The 14,214-nt window shown below is 70.3% G+C and carries 12 protein-coding genes; 5 read left to right on the top strand and 7 right to left on the bottom strand.

Annotated elements, in window-relative coordinates; genetic code table 11:
• Positions 1-54: 54 nt before the first annotated feature.
• Positions 55-687: a response regulator transcription factor gene (locus FE633_RS04485; RefSeq protein WP_138043876.1), complete on the top strand. Its 633-nt coding sequence runs from the start codon at positions 55-57 to the stop codon at positions 685-687.
• A gap of 42 nt (positions 688-729) precedes the next feature.
• Here FE633_RS04485 and FE633_RS04480 read toward each other — a convergent pair whose 3' ends face one another.
• The 5 genes from FE633_RS04480 to FE633_RS04460 form a co-directional block, all read right to left on the bottom strand.
• Positions 730-1,602 carry a hypothetical protein gene (locus FE633_RS04480; RefSeq protein WP_171059795.1) on the bottom strand — a complete coding sequence of 291 codons (873 nt, stop codon included), beginning with the start codon at positions 1,600-1,602 and terminating at the stop codon, positions 730-732.
• A complete protein-coding gene (locus FE633_RS04475) occupies positions 1,602-2,141 on the bottom strand; it encodes a SigE family RNA polymerase sigma factor (RefSeq protein WP_138043746.1) in 540 nt (179 codons plus the stop codon). The genes FE633_RS04480 and FE633_RS04475 overlap by 1 nt, the downstream gene beginning before the upstream one ends.
• Positions 2,142-2,224: 83 nt before the next feature.
• Positions 2,225-3,664: an MFS transporter gene (locus FE633_RS04470; RefSeq protein ID WP_138043745.1), complete on the bottom strand. Its 1,440-nt coding sequence runs from the start codon at positions 3,662-3,664 to the stop codon at positions 2,225-2,227.
• Positions 3,665-3,759: 95 nt separating this feature from the next.
• Complete coding sequence (locus tag FE633_RS04465; protein WP_138043744.1) at positions 3,760-4,950, bottom strand: lipid-transfer protein; 1,191 nt, start codon at positions 4,948-4,950, stop codon at positions 3,760-3,762.
• A 15-nt stretch (positions 4,951-4,965) separates the two neighbouring features.
• The gene (locus FE633_RS04460; RefSeq protein ID WP_138043743.1) at positions 4,966-7,197 is read right to left on the bottom strand and encodes an acyl-CoA dehydrogenase family protein; all 2,232 of its coding nucleotides are present in this window, start codon (positions 7,195-7,197) and stop codon (positions 4,966-4,968) included.
• 153 nt (positions 7,198-7,350) lie between these two features.
• On the opposite strand from FE633_RS04460, the gene FE633_RS48060 reads away from it, so the two are divergent.
• Positions 7,351-7,635, top strand: a complete 285-nt coding sequence (locus tag FE633_RS48060) for a TnsA-like heteromeric transposase endonuclease subunit (RefSeq protein ID WP_342790899.1) — start codon at positions 7,351-7,353, stop codon at positions 7,633-7,635.
• Positions 7,636-8,140: 505 nt separating this feature from the next.
• On the opposite strand, the gene solA is transcribed toward FE633_RS48060, so the two are convergent.
• Positions 8,141-9,280 carry an N-methyl-L-tryptophan oxidase gene (solA, locus tag FE633_RS04445; protein ID WP_138043742.1) on the bottom strand — a complete coding sequence of 380 codons (1,140 nt, stop codon included), beginning with the start codon at positions 9,278-9,280 and terminating at the stop codon, positions 8,141-8,143.
• 448 nt (positions 9,281-9,728) lie between these two features.
• Here solA and FE633_RS04440 point away from each other — a divergent pair, with 448 nt between their 5' ends.
• The 3 genes from FE633_RS04440 to FE633_RS04430 are packed head-to-tail and all read left to right on the top strand — an operon-like array spanning position 9,729 to position 13,643.
• Positions 9,729-10,817, top strand: a complete 1,089-nt coding sequence (locus FE633_RS04440) for a homoserine dehydrogenase (RefSeq protein ID WP_138043741.1) — start codon at positions 9,729-9,731, stop codon at positions 10,815-10,817.
• The gene (locus FE633_RS04435; RefSeq protein ID WP_138043740.1) at positions 10,810-12,240 is read left to right on the top strand and encodes an aldehyde dehydrogenase family protein; all 1,431 of its coding nucleotides are present in this window, start codon (positions 10,810-10,812) and stop codon (positions 12,238-12,240) included. The genes FE633_RS04440 and FE633_RS04435 overlap by 8 nt, the downstream gene beginning before the upstream one ends.
• Entirely contained in the window at positions 12,237-13,643 is a 1,407-nt protein-coding gene (locus FE633_RS04430) for an aspartate ammonia-lyase (RefSeq protein WP_138043739.1), read from the top strand. The genes FE633_RS04435 and FE633_RS04430 overlap by 4 nt, the downstream gene beginning before the upstream one ends.
• Here FE633_RS04430 and FE633_RS04425 read toward each other — a convergent pair.
• Positions 13,600-14,061: an Lrp/AsnC family transcriptional regulator gene (locus tag FE633_RS04425; protein ID WP_119104462.1), complete on the bottom strand. Its 462-nt coding sequence runs from the start codon at positions 14,059-14,061 to the stop codon at positions 13,600-13,602. The genes FE633_RS04430 and FE633_RS04425 overlap by 44 nt on opposite strands.
• Positions 14,062-14,214 lie beyond the last annotated feature (153 nt).

Here is a 14,214-nt window from a genome sequence, read left to right as displayed (position 1 = left end):
GCCACCACCCGCTTCAACCCGGCCTCCCCGCTCTACTCTTGGGCCGTGACCGAGATGCCCCGGGATTACCGGCCTGCCAAGTCCATCCGCGTCCTGCTCGCCGAGGACCAGGGGATGATGCGCGGCGCCCTCGCTCTGCTTCTCGGGCTGGAGGAGGACATCGAGGTGGTCGCGCAGGTGGCGGCGGGGGACGCGATCGTGGACGCCGCGCTGGAGTCACGGCCCGATGTCGCGCTGCTGGACATCGAGCTTCCGGGGATCAGCGGCCTCGACGCCGCCGCGCTGCTGCGGGACGAGGTGCCCGACTGCCGGGTGCTGATCCTCACCACCTTCGGGAGACCGGGGTATCTGCGGCGGGCCATGGAGGCGGGAGCCGCGGGGTTCCTGGTGAAGGACGGCCCCGTGGAGGAGCTGGCCACCTGTATCCGCCGGGTGCTGACCGGCGAGACGGTCGTCGATCCCGCGCTTGCCGCGGCCGCGTTGAGCGCAGGGCCCAGTCCGCTCACCGCCCGCGAGTGCGACGTCCTCAAGGCCTCCGCCGACGGCGCGACCATCGCCGATATCGCGGCCAAGCTGCACCTCTCCGAGTCCACCGTGCGCAACTACCTCTCCTCCGCGATCGGCAAGACGGGCACCCGCAACCGCATGGAGGCGATGCGGGAGGCCCGGCAGCAGGGCTGGCTTTAGGCCCTGTCGCCCGGGTCCGCCGATCCGTGCCCGCCCCTCGAGTCAGTCCTTCACGAAGCCCGCCACATCCGCCGTCTTGTAGCCCTGCCCCTTCGGTGACAGGCAGACGAACCAGCTCGGCTGGGAGCCGTCGACCGGGCGGATCGAGAGGACGTCCGTGCTGGTTTCCGCGCCCTGGGGTGCCCGGTCGACGACGGTCGCCGTGTCGTTGTCCCAGGCGCAGATGACCTGTTGGGCGGTGGGGGCGACCTTGCCGATCACGAGGTCGCGGGAAGCGTCGGCGCGGTCGGAGCCGCCGGTCTTCAGTGGCATCGAGTACGCCTGGATGTCCGTACCCGACATGGAGTCGCCCTTCTCGACCGCTCCCTGAACCACCGTCGACGGTTCTCCGTCGCCCACCGTCAGGTGCACGAACACCCAGCCCTTGCCGACCAGGTCCCCGGCCACGCGTACGTCCGCCGGCTTGACGCCGTACAAGGCCATCGCGTCCAGCTGGCTCTGTGCCTCCGCCTTGTCCTTCGGCGCTCCCCATACATCGATGGCAACCCGCCACTCCTTGCCCTGGTCACGGCCGGTCGCGAGCGTGGTCCGCCCCGGCTCGTACAGGTGCCGCTCCTCGACCGTCGAAGGCTGTGTGGCCACCGGCGCGCCCCGGTCTCCGTCGCCGTCCAGCGCTCCGGCCAGCGCCAGCGATCCCGTCGAGCCCGCGATCACCAGGGCAGCCGCGGCCGCCACCGCCCAGCGCCGCGCCTTGCGGCGCCGACCGCCTCGTACCACCGACTGATAGGGGGCTATACCGATTTCGACCTCGTCCGCGGCGTCCGCCAGCAGGAGGGCGATGTCGCTGTGCGTCACGTCGCCGTGCGTCATGTCGCCATGCGTCATGTCGTGGTTCGTCTCCCGGTCCGCGCTCATCACTTCCGCCCTCCGTGCGTCACCGTCTCGGCCAGGCCCGGTATGGCGCGGAGCTTCGCGATCCCCTTCGCCGCGTTGCTCTTCACCGCCCCCGCCGAGCAGCCCATCGCCTCTGCCGCCTGCGCCTCGCTCAGGTCCTCCCAGTAGCGCAACACCACCGCTTCCCGCTGCCGGGGCGGCAGTTGGGACAGCGCCTTGAGCAACGCGGAGCGGTCGTCGGCCTGGGCGATCCGGTCTCCGGTGTCGGGCAGCTCGGGTGTGAAATCCGCGTCGGACCTGGGGGCCAGGAACTCCTTGAGGCGCCTGCGGTGCTTTCGCGCATGCGCGTTGATCATCAGGCGCCACACATACGCGTCCGGGTCGTCCGCGGCGCTGACCTTGCGCCACGCCACGTACGCCCGCTCCAGCGACGACTGGACCAGGTCCTCCGCCGCGTGCTGCTCCCCCGTGAGGAGAAATGCCGTACGCATCAGCCGCGGCCATCGGCCGATGACAAAGCTCTGGAACTCCTCGTCCAGAGCCTGCTTCCGATCCCCCATGGGCACCTCCTTGATGCCCTATAGAGTCCATGGACCTCGGATTCCGTTGCCTCCGCTCGCGCCCTTTCTCGTACGTCCGTGGTTCAGGCGCTCGCGGCCTGCGCCTGCCCCCGCCGCGGCAGCCACAACAGCATCAGCACTACACCCGCGATCAGCACGCCCGCCCCCGTCCGGAAGGCCAGCGCGTACCCCTCCGTGAGCTCCGCGGCCGACGTTCCGCCCCCTGTGCGTGCCGCCGCGATGGTCGACATCACCGAGAGTCCCAGCGCACCGCCCATCGTGCGCGAGGTGTTGACCAGCCCCGACACCAGCCCGGCATCCCCTGGCGCCGCCCCCGACGTGGCCAGCGAGGCGAGCGGCGTCGCGGCCAGTCCCGCGCCGAGCATCATCAGGATCCCGGGGAACATGATCGCGGTGAGATACGTGCCGTCCGCGCTCATCGTCGACTGCCAGCCGAACCCGGCGGCGGCCACCAGCGTCCCGATCACCGCGGCCGTGCGCGCTCCGGCGACCCGCATGAACCGTGGTGCGGCCTGCGAGCCCAGCACCACCGCGAGCGAGCTGGGCATGAGCGCGAGCCCGGCTTCCAGCGGCGTGTAGCCGAGCACGTTCTGCGCGTACAACGTCATGAAGAACCACATGCAGAACATGGCCGCCCCGCACAGGAACATCGCCACGTTCGCCGACGACACCGACCGCAGCCGGAACAGCTTCAGCGGCATCAGCGGCGCCTTCGTCCGCGTCTCGACGAACAGGAAGAGCCCGAGCAGCGCTGCGCCTCCGGCCAGCGGGGCAAGGGTCGCGGACGACGTCCAGCCCTCGATCTCGGTCTGCACGATCCCGTACGCGAGGGTCGCGAGCCCGGCCGTCACCAGCAGCGCCCCCGGCAGATCGAGCCGCCGCCGCTCGCCGGCCCGGCTCTCGACGAGCCACAGCAGGGCGCCGGCCAGCACGACCGCGCCGACAGGCACGTTGATCAGCAGCACCCACCGCCACGACAGCCCGTCGACCAGCAATCCGCCGACGAGCCCGCCCGCCGCGCCACCGCCCCCGCCGACGGCGGTCCAGGTCGCGATGGCCCGCGCGCGTGCCACCCCTTCCGGGACGGTCGAGGTGACGATCGTCAGCGTCGAGGGCGCGAGCACCGCCGCCCCCAGACCCTGCACGGCCCGCGCGGCCAGCAGCTGCCACTCGGCCTGGGCGAGACCGCCCCCGAGGGAGGCGAGCGTGAACAGGGCGAGCCCGACCAGGAACATCCGCTTGCGCCCGTACAGGTCCCCGGCCCGTCCGCCGAGCAGCATGAAGCCGGCGAAGGCGATCGTGTACGCGTTGACGACCCACTGCAGCCCCGGCGCGCTCAGCGCCAGGTCGGCCCGCATCGAGGGCAACGCCACATTGACCACGGAGATGTCGAGGACGACGAGGAACTGCCCCGCGCAGGCAAGCGCGACCACCACCCAGGTGGGCGGCGCGGAACGGCGGGACACGGGCACCTCTGCGGCGGCTCTGAGCATGGGGGTCATGCTCTCAACCACCCGGTGCCCCGTACATCGGATTTTCGGCGCACGGCCCCTCCGTCTCACGACCTAGGACGACCTACGACCTGGAGGCCAGGCCGCTACACCGCGCGCAGCAGCGTCACCACCGCCGCGCCCCCGAGCCCGATGTTGTGCGCGAGCCCCACGCGCGCGCGTGGCACCTGCCGCTCCCCCGCCTCTCCCCTCAGCTGCCACACCAGTTCGGCGACCTGCGCGATACCGGTGGCCCCGAGGGGATGCCCCTTCGAGATGAGCCCTCCGGACGGGTTCACCACCCACCGCCCGCCGTATGTCGTCGCCCCCGACTCCACGAGTTTCCCGGACTCCCCCGGCGCGCACATCCCGAGCGCCTCGTACGTCAGCAGTTCGTTGATCGAGAAGCAGTCGTGCAGCTCGACGACATCGACGTCCTCGATGCCGAGCCCCGTCCTCTCGTACACCTGCCGGGCGGCGGCCCGCGACATCGGCTGTCCGACGACCTCGACGCACGCCCCGGACGCGAAGGACTCCTCGGTGTCCGTGGTCATCGCCTGGCCGACGATCTCCACGGCCTTCCCGTCCAGCCCGTGCCGCTCCACGAACCGCTCCGACACGACGAGCGCGGCGGCCGCACCGTCCGAGGTGGGCGAGCACTGGAGCTTGGTCAGCGGCCGGTGCACGACCCGTGCGGCGAGGATCTCGTCGACGGAGTACACGTCCTGGAACTGGGCGTACGGGTTTCCGGCCGAGTGCCGATGGTTCTTCGCCCCGACGGCCGCCAGCTGCGCCTCGGTGGTGCCGTACTTCTCCATGTGCTCCCGCGCGGCGTTCCCGAAGATCTGGGCGGTCGGCGGCGTCATCGCGAAGCCGTGCCGCGCCGCCATCACGCCGTAGTGCCGGGCGACGGGAGACGTACTGAAGTCACGGCCGTCCGTTCCCCCGCCCAACGCCCCGCGTGCCATCTTCTCGAACCCGAGAGCCAGTACGCAGTCGCTCGCGCCGCCCTCGACGAACTGCCGGGCGAGCATCAGGGCGGTCGAGCCGGTCGCGCAGTTGTTGTTGACGTTGTAAACGGGCACGCCGGTCAGCCCCAGTTCATACGCCGCACGCTGCCCGGCCGTGGAGGCCTGGAAGCAGTATCCGACGGGCACCTGCTCCACCTCGGCATACGAAATCCCGGCGTCCTCAAGGGCGTTGGTGCCCGCCTCGCGCACCATGTCCCAGTACTGCCACTCCCGCGTCTCCGGCTTCTCGAACTTCGTCATGCCCACACCGACGACGAATGCCTTCATCGCTGCCCTCTCGTCTCAGTCCCGTGGCAGGCCGAGGATGCGCTCGGCGACCACGTTCAGCTGCACCTGCGTCGTACCGCCGGCGATGGTCAGACACCGCGAGAGCAGGAATCCGTGCACGGCCCGCTCCCCGGCTCCCTCGCGCAACGCCCCCTCAGGACCGAGGAGTTCGAGCGCCAGCTCGGCGACCCTCTGCTGATGCACGGTCTGCACGAGCTTGCGTACGGACGCGCCGGCCCCCGGTTCCACGCCCGACACCTGCCGCATGGTCGTCCGCAGCCCGATGCAGGCCAGCGCGTGCGCCTGTGCGACCAACGCCCCGATGCGCACGCGTACGGCGTCGTCGTGGTCACCGGCCCGCAGGAGGAGAGCCTCGATGCCGGTACCGAAAGTCAACTGGTCGGCCATGTGGACGCGTTCGTTGCCGAGCGTGTTCCGCGCGACCTTCCAGCCGTCGTCGACGTCGCCGACCACCGCGTCCGCGGGCAGCACCACGTCGTCGAAGTAGACCTCGTTGAACAGCGATTCGCCGGTGATCTCCTTCAGGGGACGTATATCGATGCCGTCGGTGTTCTTCATGTCGACGACGAAGTACGTGAGCCCCTTGTGCTTAGGCGCCTCCGGATCCGTACGGGCCAGCAGGATCCCGTAGTCCGCCCAGCGCGCCGAACTCGTCCACACCTTCTGCCCGTTGATCCGCCAGCGCCCGTCCGCGGTCCGCTCGGCACGCGTCCGCAGCGAGGCGAGATCGGACCCGGCCCCCGGCTCCGAGAAGAGCTGACACCACAGCATCTCCCCGCGCAACGTCGGCAGCAGATAGCGCTCCTGCTGCTCCCGCGTCCCGTACGCGATGAGCGACGGTACGACCCAGGTGGCGATCCCCAGTTCACTCATCCGTACGCCCGCGGCGGCCAACTCTTCCTGCACGGCGAGCTGTTGGACGGGCCCGGCACCGAGTCCGTACGGCGGTGGCAGATGCGGCGCCGCGTACCCGGTGGGCGCCAGCACCCGCCGTACGGCGGCCGGTTCGAGCCCGCGCACGCCCTCGACGAACTCGCGGGCCGCCGCCCGGTACACCGAGGCCTCCGCCGGCAGATCCAGCCGTAACTCCCGCCGTACGCCGCTCGCCGCGAGCCGTACGGCACGCAGCCGGTGTACGTCACCGGCACCGAACAGCTGCCGTGCCACCACCGCCCGCCGCAGATACAGATGGGCGTCGTGCTCCCAGGTGAACCCGATGCCGCCGAGGATCTGAATGCAGTCCTTGGCACAGGAGTACGCGGCGTCCAGGGCGTCGGCGGCGGCCAGGGCCGACACCAACTCCCCTACGTTGTCCGGCTCCTGAGTGGCGCGGGCCGCGTCCCAGGTGAGCGCTCGCGCCTGCTCGACCCGCACCAGCATGTCGGCGCACAGGTGCTTCACGCCCTGGAAGCGGCCGATGGGGTGGCCGAACTGTTCGCGGACCTTGGCGTACTCGGCCGCGGTGTGCAGCGCCCACGCGGCGGTGCCGCACGCGTCCGCGGCGAGGACGACGGCAGCGAGGTCGCGGACCGGCGCGGAGCCGACGGGCAGAACGCGCTCGGCGGGCACGCGCACTCCGTCCGCCCTCACCTCCGCGGTCGCCCGCGTCGGGTCCGCGCTCTCGTGGGCCCGCACGGCCACCTCGGCCGCGTCGACGACCACCCATATCGTGCCGCCCGCCTCGGAGTCGGTGCCGATGCCGATGGTCTCGATCTCGGTCTCGATCTCGGTCTCGGTCTCGGTCTCGGTCTCGGTCTCGGCCGCCAGGATGAGCAGGTCCGCCTCGGCCCCGGACAGCACCGGCGGCGCGACCCCGTCGAGTACGTATCCGCCAGGCACGGCCCGCGCCGTGAGCGACCCCGCCTCCCATGCCACGGCCGCGGTCCGCTCCCCCGAGGCAAGTGCCCGCACCAGAGCGTCCGCCCCCGCGCGGGCCAGCACCAGCGAGGCCAGGAGGCTGGAGACGAACGGCCCCGGCAGCGCGGCCCGCGCCGCCTCCTCCACCACCACGGCGAGGTCGAGGACATCGCCGCCCCCGCCGCCGTACTCCTCGGGCAGGTGCACGCCTAGCAACCCCTGCGCGGCGAGCCCGTCCCAGAAGGGCGGTCTGCCCTCCCCCGGCGCGTCGAGGAGCTTGCGCACCTCCTCAGGAGGCACCGCCCGCGCGATCCACCCGCGCACGGCCTCGGCCAGCTCACGCTGTTCCCGTGTGATCCCGATCCCCATGCGGCGACAGACTAGAACGCGTTCCAATCTGATGGAAGGTCAGATGTCGAGCGAATCGACCCTCACATGTAGTGGCGTCTGGACCTCCAGCCGAGGGGTTCGAGGTGGGACCTGGACCCCGGTGGTTCAGAATTCCGGCGCTCGCTGTCGGACGTGTGGGCCGTGCGGTTCGAGGACGTCCCGCCTGTACGCGAGTTCAAGTCGTACAAGGGGCAGCGACATCTGCCAGGTTTGTGGTGGCCGCCAACGGCTGGTGGGCACATCGGTTACGAGTCCTGGCTGGAACGCGATCACGTGATGCTGCTGGACTTCGACCCCTCGGTGGTGGGGTTGTCCTCGCAACCGTTCTGGCTGTTCTGGGCTTCGGATAAGGGCAAGAGCATCTCTCTCATGCTCCGGACTATTTCGCGCGCCGTGCGGACGGCTCGGCGATCGTGATCGACTGCCGCCCAGCGAACCGTCGCAAACCGCGGGACTGGATGAAGTTTGAGGCGACTCGGGCGGCCTGCGACGTGCTGGGGTGGGAGTTCCGGCTGGTTGGGGCGCCGGACCAGATCGCAGTGGCTAACGTGCGGTGGCTGGCGGGCTACCGGGGTCGTGGGCCTGGCCGGTACTTCGGTGCGGCTGCGCTCTGAGGCCGGGGCAGAGAGCGTGGTGCCGGCCTCGCATCTGATGGCCTCGCCCGACTTCGCTGCCACCGGGGCTCGGCTGCCACCTTCCGATGAACGGGCCACACTGACCGACCGACAGCAGGCACTGAAGTCGCCGCCGTGGACGCCACCGGTGATCACGACCCTGGGGCCGGGACGGGAGCCGTTGACAAGAATCAAGGGAACATCCACTGTCGTGGTGCCGAGGTCGGCGGGCAGGCTCCCGCAAGTCTTCTGACCGAGATCGCCCGCAGCGGGCCGATGGTCAGGGCAATGCCTTACCTCGTTCGAACTCAGGCCGCAGCACGGCCGTTTGTGGTGACGAAGTCGATCGGCTGGGAGGTGCGGCCTTCCAGGGCGAGGTCCGCGGCGATGTCGCCCATGGCGGGCGAGAGCTTGAAGCCCTGGCCGGAGAAGCCGGCCAGCAGGACGATGTCGTCGCAGCCCGGCAGGGGGCCGACCAGCGGCCTGGTGCTGTCGGTGTAGCCCTCCATGAAGACGGTCAGGCGCACCGGATCGGGGTTCAGGCCGGGCAGGTGGCGCCGCACCGCCGCCGTGAAGGTCTCCAGTTCCTCCGGTGCGACGGTCCGGTTCAGCCGGTTCGGGTCGTCTACGGGCTTGTGGTGGGCCTGGGGCAGGCCGAGCTTGACAGTCAGGCCGTCCGGAGACGGGATGCCGTAGAAGGGGATGTCGCCCCGGCGGATGAAGGCGGGACGCTCCGCGTCTGCCGGGTGGTCCTCGTGGGGCAGGAACCAGGCGCTGATCGCGCGGTAGACGCTCACTTCCCACGGCAGGTCGGGCAGCAGGTCGCCAACCCACGGGCCGGGGGTGACGACCGCGGCGTCGAATCGCTCCGTGTCGGTGTCGGTGCGGATCTCCACGCCTCCCCCGGCGACGGGAGTGACCTCCCGCACCGGGGTGTAGCGGCGGATCCGGGCGCCCAGTTCCTCGGCGCGCCGGGCTGCGGTCTGGACCGTCAGCTCGGGGCGGACGAAGCCCGCGTGGCGGTCGAGGACCACCAGATCGCCGTCGTCGACGCGGAACTGCGGGAAACGCTTGGCCATCGCCTCGGCGTCGATCACCTCGTGGTCGAGGCCGTGCTCGGCGATGACGTCCATCACGGTACGCATCTCGGGGTCGTCGGCCGGCCCCATGAACAGCGCTCCGGTCAGGCGGCGCAGTTCCCGGCCGGTCTCCGCCTGCAGCTGCTTCCAGAGGGTGTCGGCGTGCCGGACGAGCGGCACATAGCGGCCGTCGTCACTCTGCACACTGCGGAAGACCCTGGTCTCACCGCCCGCGGCGCTGCGGTCGTGGCCGGGGGCGAAGCGGTCGTAGGCCACGACTTCGGCGCCCCGTGCCGCCAGCCGCCAGGCGGCCTGGCTGCCCACCGTGCCGGTACCGACGACGGCGACACGTTTCCTCGCAGCTGACACAGGACTTTCCTTTCGTAACGCTGGGGGCTTACGGGCCACCGACGTGAAGCTGTTCGACTCAAGGCGGTTTGGACGGGGTCCGGGGGATTTGGAAACGCCGCATCGCAACCGTTGCGCTCTCGAAGTTACCGGCCAACACCCTCAGGCATGCCACATTGTGGAATGAAGTGCTGGAATATGGCACAGAGGTTGGCAGTGTCCCGGAGGGGAGTCAAGAGGCTGCCGGACAGAAAACTCCGAGGATCAACGGCGGGAAACCGGATGGAGATGAAGCACCGATAGGGGCCGCGATCGTGTCGCCGGACGCGGGGTGAGCGAATCGTCATCACAACGGTACAGATCGGCATGCCGTGCGGTCGTTGCGGCATGGAGCAGGTGACAGGCCGGACAGCGAGGCTCTGAGCAGCCGCACCGTGGAGGGTGCGGCGCACTGTGAAGGAGCTTTCTCATGGGCCGATACGATCTCGCCCTCATCGGATTCGGCGGCGTCAATCGCGCGCTTTCCGAGCTCATAGCCCAGAGCGGGGAGCGCCTGGCCAAGGAGCTGGGCTTTGCCTTGCGGGTGGTGGCGATCACTGATCTGCGGGCCGGTTCCCTGGTGGACACCGACGGCATCGATCTGGCGCCGCTGCTGGCCGCCGAGCCCGGGGAGCTGAGCTTCGCGGGCCTTGACGGAGGCAGCGCTGATCCGCGCAACGAGTGGGTGATCCGCGAGGTCCCGGCCGACATCGTGGTGGAGGCGACGTTCACCAACCCCACCGACGGCGAGCCCGCCCTCTCTCACGTGCGCTGGGCCCTGGAATCGGGCAAGCACGTGTGCACCACCAACAAGGGACCGGTCGCACTCGCCGGCCGCGCACTGAAGCGGCTGGCTGCCGAGCGTGGTGTCAGCTTCGAGTTCGAGGGCTCGGTACTCAGCGGCACCCCCATCCTGCGCACCGCCGAGCGGATGTTCGGCGGCCTGGAGATCACCGGCGTCCAGGGCATCATGAACGGCACCTCGAACTACATCCTCGGCCGCCTCGAAGAGGGCATCGAGCTGTCGGCGGCCATCGCCGAAGCCCAGGAGCTCGGGTACGCCGAAGCCGATCCCACCGCGGACATCGAGGGCCACGACGTCCAGCTCAAGGTCATGATCCTGGCCAACGAGGTCCTCGGCGCCGACCTGCGCCGCGAGGACGTCTTCTGCGAGGGCATCTCGGCGATCACCCCCCACGAGGTGCAGGACGCCGCCTCGAAGGGGCTGCGCTGGAAGCTGGTCGGCTCCGCCACCCGCCACGAGGACGGCAGCGTCGAGGCCCACGTCGCCCCGCTCGCCCTGCCCGCCCATCACCCGCTGGCGGGGATCTCCGGCCCGGTCAACGCGGTCGCCTTCCACACCGACCTCCTCGGCACCGTCACGGTCTGCGGGCCGGGCGCCGGCCGCATCGAGACCGCCTACGCCCTGCTGTCGGACCTCATCGCCATCCACCAGCGCCACGCGGACGACGACACCGCCCCCACGCGCCCCGCTCTCCAGGAGACTCACCGTGTCTGACACCGTCCTGCCCGCCGGCGTCGAACTCGGCACCGACACGACGCCCGTGCACAACCCTTACACCGGCGAGGTCATCGCCTCGGTCCCCACCGTCGGCGCAGGCGCCGTCGGCAGCATCCTGCAGCAGGCCAGGTGCGGGCGCCGCACCGCGGCCGCGCTGTCCCGCGCCTCCCGGGCCGCGTTCCTGGAACGCGCCGCCCACCTGATCCAGCGGCGCGCCGAGTCCTTCGCCCAGCTGATCGTCAGCGAGGCCGGCAAGACCATCACCCAGGCCCGCAAGGAAGTCGCCCGCGCGGTCAACACCCTGTCCCTGTCCGCGGCCGAGGCACGGCGCAACGCCGGCGAGGTCATCCCCTTCGACTCCTATGAGGGCTCGGAGAAACGGCAGGGCTGGTTCACCCGCGAACCGCTGGGCATCATCGCCGCCATCACCCCGTTCAACGACCCCCTCAACCTGGTCGCCCACAAACTCGGACCGGCCATCGCCGGCGGCAACGCGGTCATCCTCAAACCGTCCGCCCTGACCCCGCTGTCCGCGCTGCGGCTGGTCGACACCCTCATCGAAGCCGGCCTGCCCGAGGAGATCGTCACCGTCGTCAACGGCAACGCCGACATCGGCGCCGCGATCGTGGCCGCCCCCGACGTGCGCATGGTGTCCTTCACCGGCGGATTCGCCACCGGCGAGGCCATCTCCCGCACGGCCGGCCTGAAAAAGCTCGCCATGGACCTGGGCGGAAACGCCCCGGTCATCGTCATGGACGACGCCGACCTCGACGAGGCCGTGGCCTCCTGTGTCTCCGGCGCGTTCTGGGCCGCGGGCCAGAACTGCATCGGCACCCAGCGGATCCTGATCGCCCGCGAGGTCTACGAGCGCTTCCGCGACGCCTTCGTCGCTCGCACCCAGATGCTGCGCGTCGGTGACCCTCTCGACGAGCGCACCGACGTCGGCCCCATGATCACCCAGGAGGCCGCGGCCGCCACCCGGGCCAAGGTCCACACGGCGGTGGCCCAGGGCGCGGTGCTGCTGTGCGGCAACGACGCCACCGGCGCCCTGTATGGGCCGACCGTCCTGGAAGACGTCCCGGCGACCTGCTCGATCTGGCAGGAGGAGGTGTTCGCCCCGGTCGTCGTGCTGCAGTCGTTCACGTCCTTCGAGGACGCCATCGAGCAGGCCAACGCCATCGACTACAGCCTCCACGCGGGCATCTTCACCTCGCGCCTGGACCGCGCCCTGAACGCGGCCCGGCTGCTGGAAGCCGGCGGAGTGATGATCAACGACTCGTCCGACTACCGGTTCGACGCCATGCCGTTCGGCGGGTTCAAGTACGGCAGCATGGGCCGCGAAGGCGTGCGCTTCGCCTTCGAGGAGATGACCCAGCCCAAGGTCGTCTGCGTCAACCACATCAGTGAAGTGGTCCAATGACCGCCTTCCGCACCGAGCGCGACTCCCTGGGCGAACTGACGGTACCGGCCGACGCCTACTGGGGCATCCACACCGCCCGGGCGCTGGAGAACTTCCAGGCCAGCGGCATCCCGCTGGCCGCCCACCCCGCCCTGGTCCGCACGCTGGCCACCGTGAAACGGGCCGCAGCCAGGGCCAACGAGGAGATCGGCGCATTGAAGCCTGAGGTCGCGCGGGCGATCGAGGCGGCCTGCCAGGCCATCGAGGACGGATCCCACCACCGCGAGTTCCGGGTGGACGTCATCCAGGGCGGTGCCGGCACCAGCACCAACATGAACGCCAACGAGGTCATCGCCAACCTCGCCCTGGAACATCTGGGCCTCGAGCAGGGCCGTTACGACGTGATCTCCCCGCTCGACCACGTCAACCGCTGCCAGTCCACCAACGACGTCTACCCCACCGCGCTGCGGCTCGCCGTCAGCACCTCCCTGGGCGGGCTACTGGAAGAACTCGGCCCGCTCACCCAGGCGTTCGCGGCCAAGGGCGAGGAGTTCGCCCATGTGGTGAAGGTGGGCCGCACCCAGCTGCAGGACGCCGTGCCCATGGCCCTCGGCCAGGAGTTCACCGCCTTCGGCGTGACCCTGGTCGAGGACATGGCTCGCTTGCGCGAGACGTTGCCGCTGCTGCACGAGATCAGCCTCGGCGCCACGGCCATCGGAACCGGTATCACCGCCGAGGCGGGATATGCCGAGGCGGCGGTCCGGCATCTGGGCGCCCTCACCGGGCTTGAGCTGAAGCCGGCCTTCGACCTGGTCGAGGCGACCTCCGACACCGGCGCCTTCCTGCTGGTCTCCGGCGTCCTGAAGCGGCTGGCCGTGAAGCTGTCGAAGATCTGCAACGATCTGCGCCTGATGTCCAGCGGCCCGCAGAGCGGCCTGGGTGAGATCGCGCTGCCGCCCCGCCAGGCCGGGTCGTCGATCATGCCGGGCAAGGTCAACCCGGTGATCCCGGAGATGGTCAACCAGATCTGCTACGCGGTGGCCGGCGCGGACGTGTCGATCACGATGGCCGCGGAGAACGGGCAACTCCAGCTCAACGCCTTCGAGCCGCTGATCGGGCACCTGCTGCTGACCTCGATCCAGTGGCTCACACGCGGCTGCACTGCACTGCGCACGCACTGCATTACCGGAATCACCGCCAACGAGGATCACCTGGCCCGCCAAGCTGCCCGGTCGGTGGGCTCGGTGACCGCCCTGACCCCCCACATCGGCTATGCGGCGGCCGCCTGGATCGCGAAAGAGGCCCTGGCCACCGGGGCGGACGTGGTGGACCTCGTGGTCCAGGGCGGGCTGCTGGACAGGGAAGAGGCGATGGCGCTGCTCACCCCGGTGCCGTTGAACTCCGCCCTCCTCGCGGGCGGTTGACGACGCTGGACAGGGTGAGCGCGGTGACCGTGTCCCGTACGCCGGGCATCTGGGCGATGTCCTCCCAGATGACGCGTACGCGTTCCAGTGAGGCCGCCTCCAAGCGCACCATGATGTCGAAGTCGCCGCTGAGGATCTCGCAGATGACGACCTCGGGGATGCATTTGAGCGCGGCCAGGACGTCGCCGCCGCGCATGCGGTCCTGGCGGTAGACGAGGACCAGCGCCGAGACGACATTGCCGGTGTCGTCGCCCGCGCGGACGATGGTGTAGCCGGCGATGTGTCCCTCGCGCTCAAGCCGTTCGATGCGCTGGCGCACCGCGTTCCGGGACAGCAGCACTTTGCTGGCCAACTCGGAGTGCGAGATGCGGCCGTTGCGGGTCAGCTCGGCGATGATCTTCTCGTCGATGGCGTCCACAGTGGACCGTCTCCTTCGCGAATCGGTCGAGGTTGCATACCCCCACGGCGCACGCGGATCGCGGGTGTGCCGCAGACCGTGAGGCGGCGCGGCGGCGACACCCGCCCAGACCCCTGCTGTTCCGCGGGGGAACAGTCTGCGGTCGTTCCGGCT

Origin of the sequence: Streptomyces montanus (genome assembly GCF_005786655.1) — a bacterium.
In the GTDB taxonomy this organism is placed as follows: domain Bacteria; phylum Actinomycetota; class Actinomycetes; order Streptomycetales; family Streptomycetaceae; genus Streptomyces; species Streptomyces sporangiiformans.
Note: the sequence above shows the minus strand (reverse complement) of the source record. Positions and strands in the feature narration are given on the sequence as shown.

What these genes read in the sequence shown, in the direction of transcription:
- FE633_RS04485 (WP_138043876.1), top strand. Translation starts at nt 55, where the DNA reads ATGCCCCGGGATTACCGGCCTGCCAAGTCCATCCGCGTCCTGCTCGCC.
- FE633_RS04480 (WP_171059795.1), bottom strand. Translation starts at nt 1,602, where the DNA reads ATGAGCGCGGACCGGGAGACGAACCACGACATGACGCATGGCGACATG.
- FE633_RS04475 (WP_138043746.1), bottom strand. Translation starts at nt 2,141, where the DNA reads ATGGGGGATCGGAAGCAGGCTCTGGACGAGGAGTTCCAGAGCTTTGTC.
- FE633_RS04470 (WP_138043745.1), bottom strand. Translation starts at nt 3,664, where the DNA reads ATGACCCCCATGCTCAGAGCCGCCGCAGAGGTGCCCGTGTCCCGCCGT.
- FE633_RS04465 (WP_138043744.1), bottom strand. Translation starts at nt 4,950, where the DNA reads ATGAAGGCATTCGTCGTCGGTGTGGGCATGACGAAGTTCGAGAAGCCG.
- FE633_RS04460 (WP_138043743.1), bottom strand. Translation starts at nt 7,197, where the DNA reads ATGGGGATCGGGATCACACGGGAACAGCGTGAGCTGGCCGAGGCCGTG.
- FE633_RS04440 (WP_138043741.1), top strand. Translation starts at nt 9,729, where the DNA reads ATGGGCCGATACGATCTCGCCCTCATCGGATTCGGCGGCGTCAATCGC.
- FE633_RS04430 (WP_138043739.1), top strand. Translation starts at nt 12,237, where the DNA reads ATGACCGCCTTCCGCACCGAGCGCGACTCCCTGGGCGAACTGACGGTA.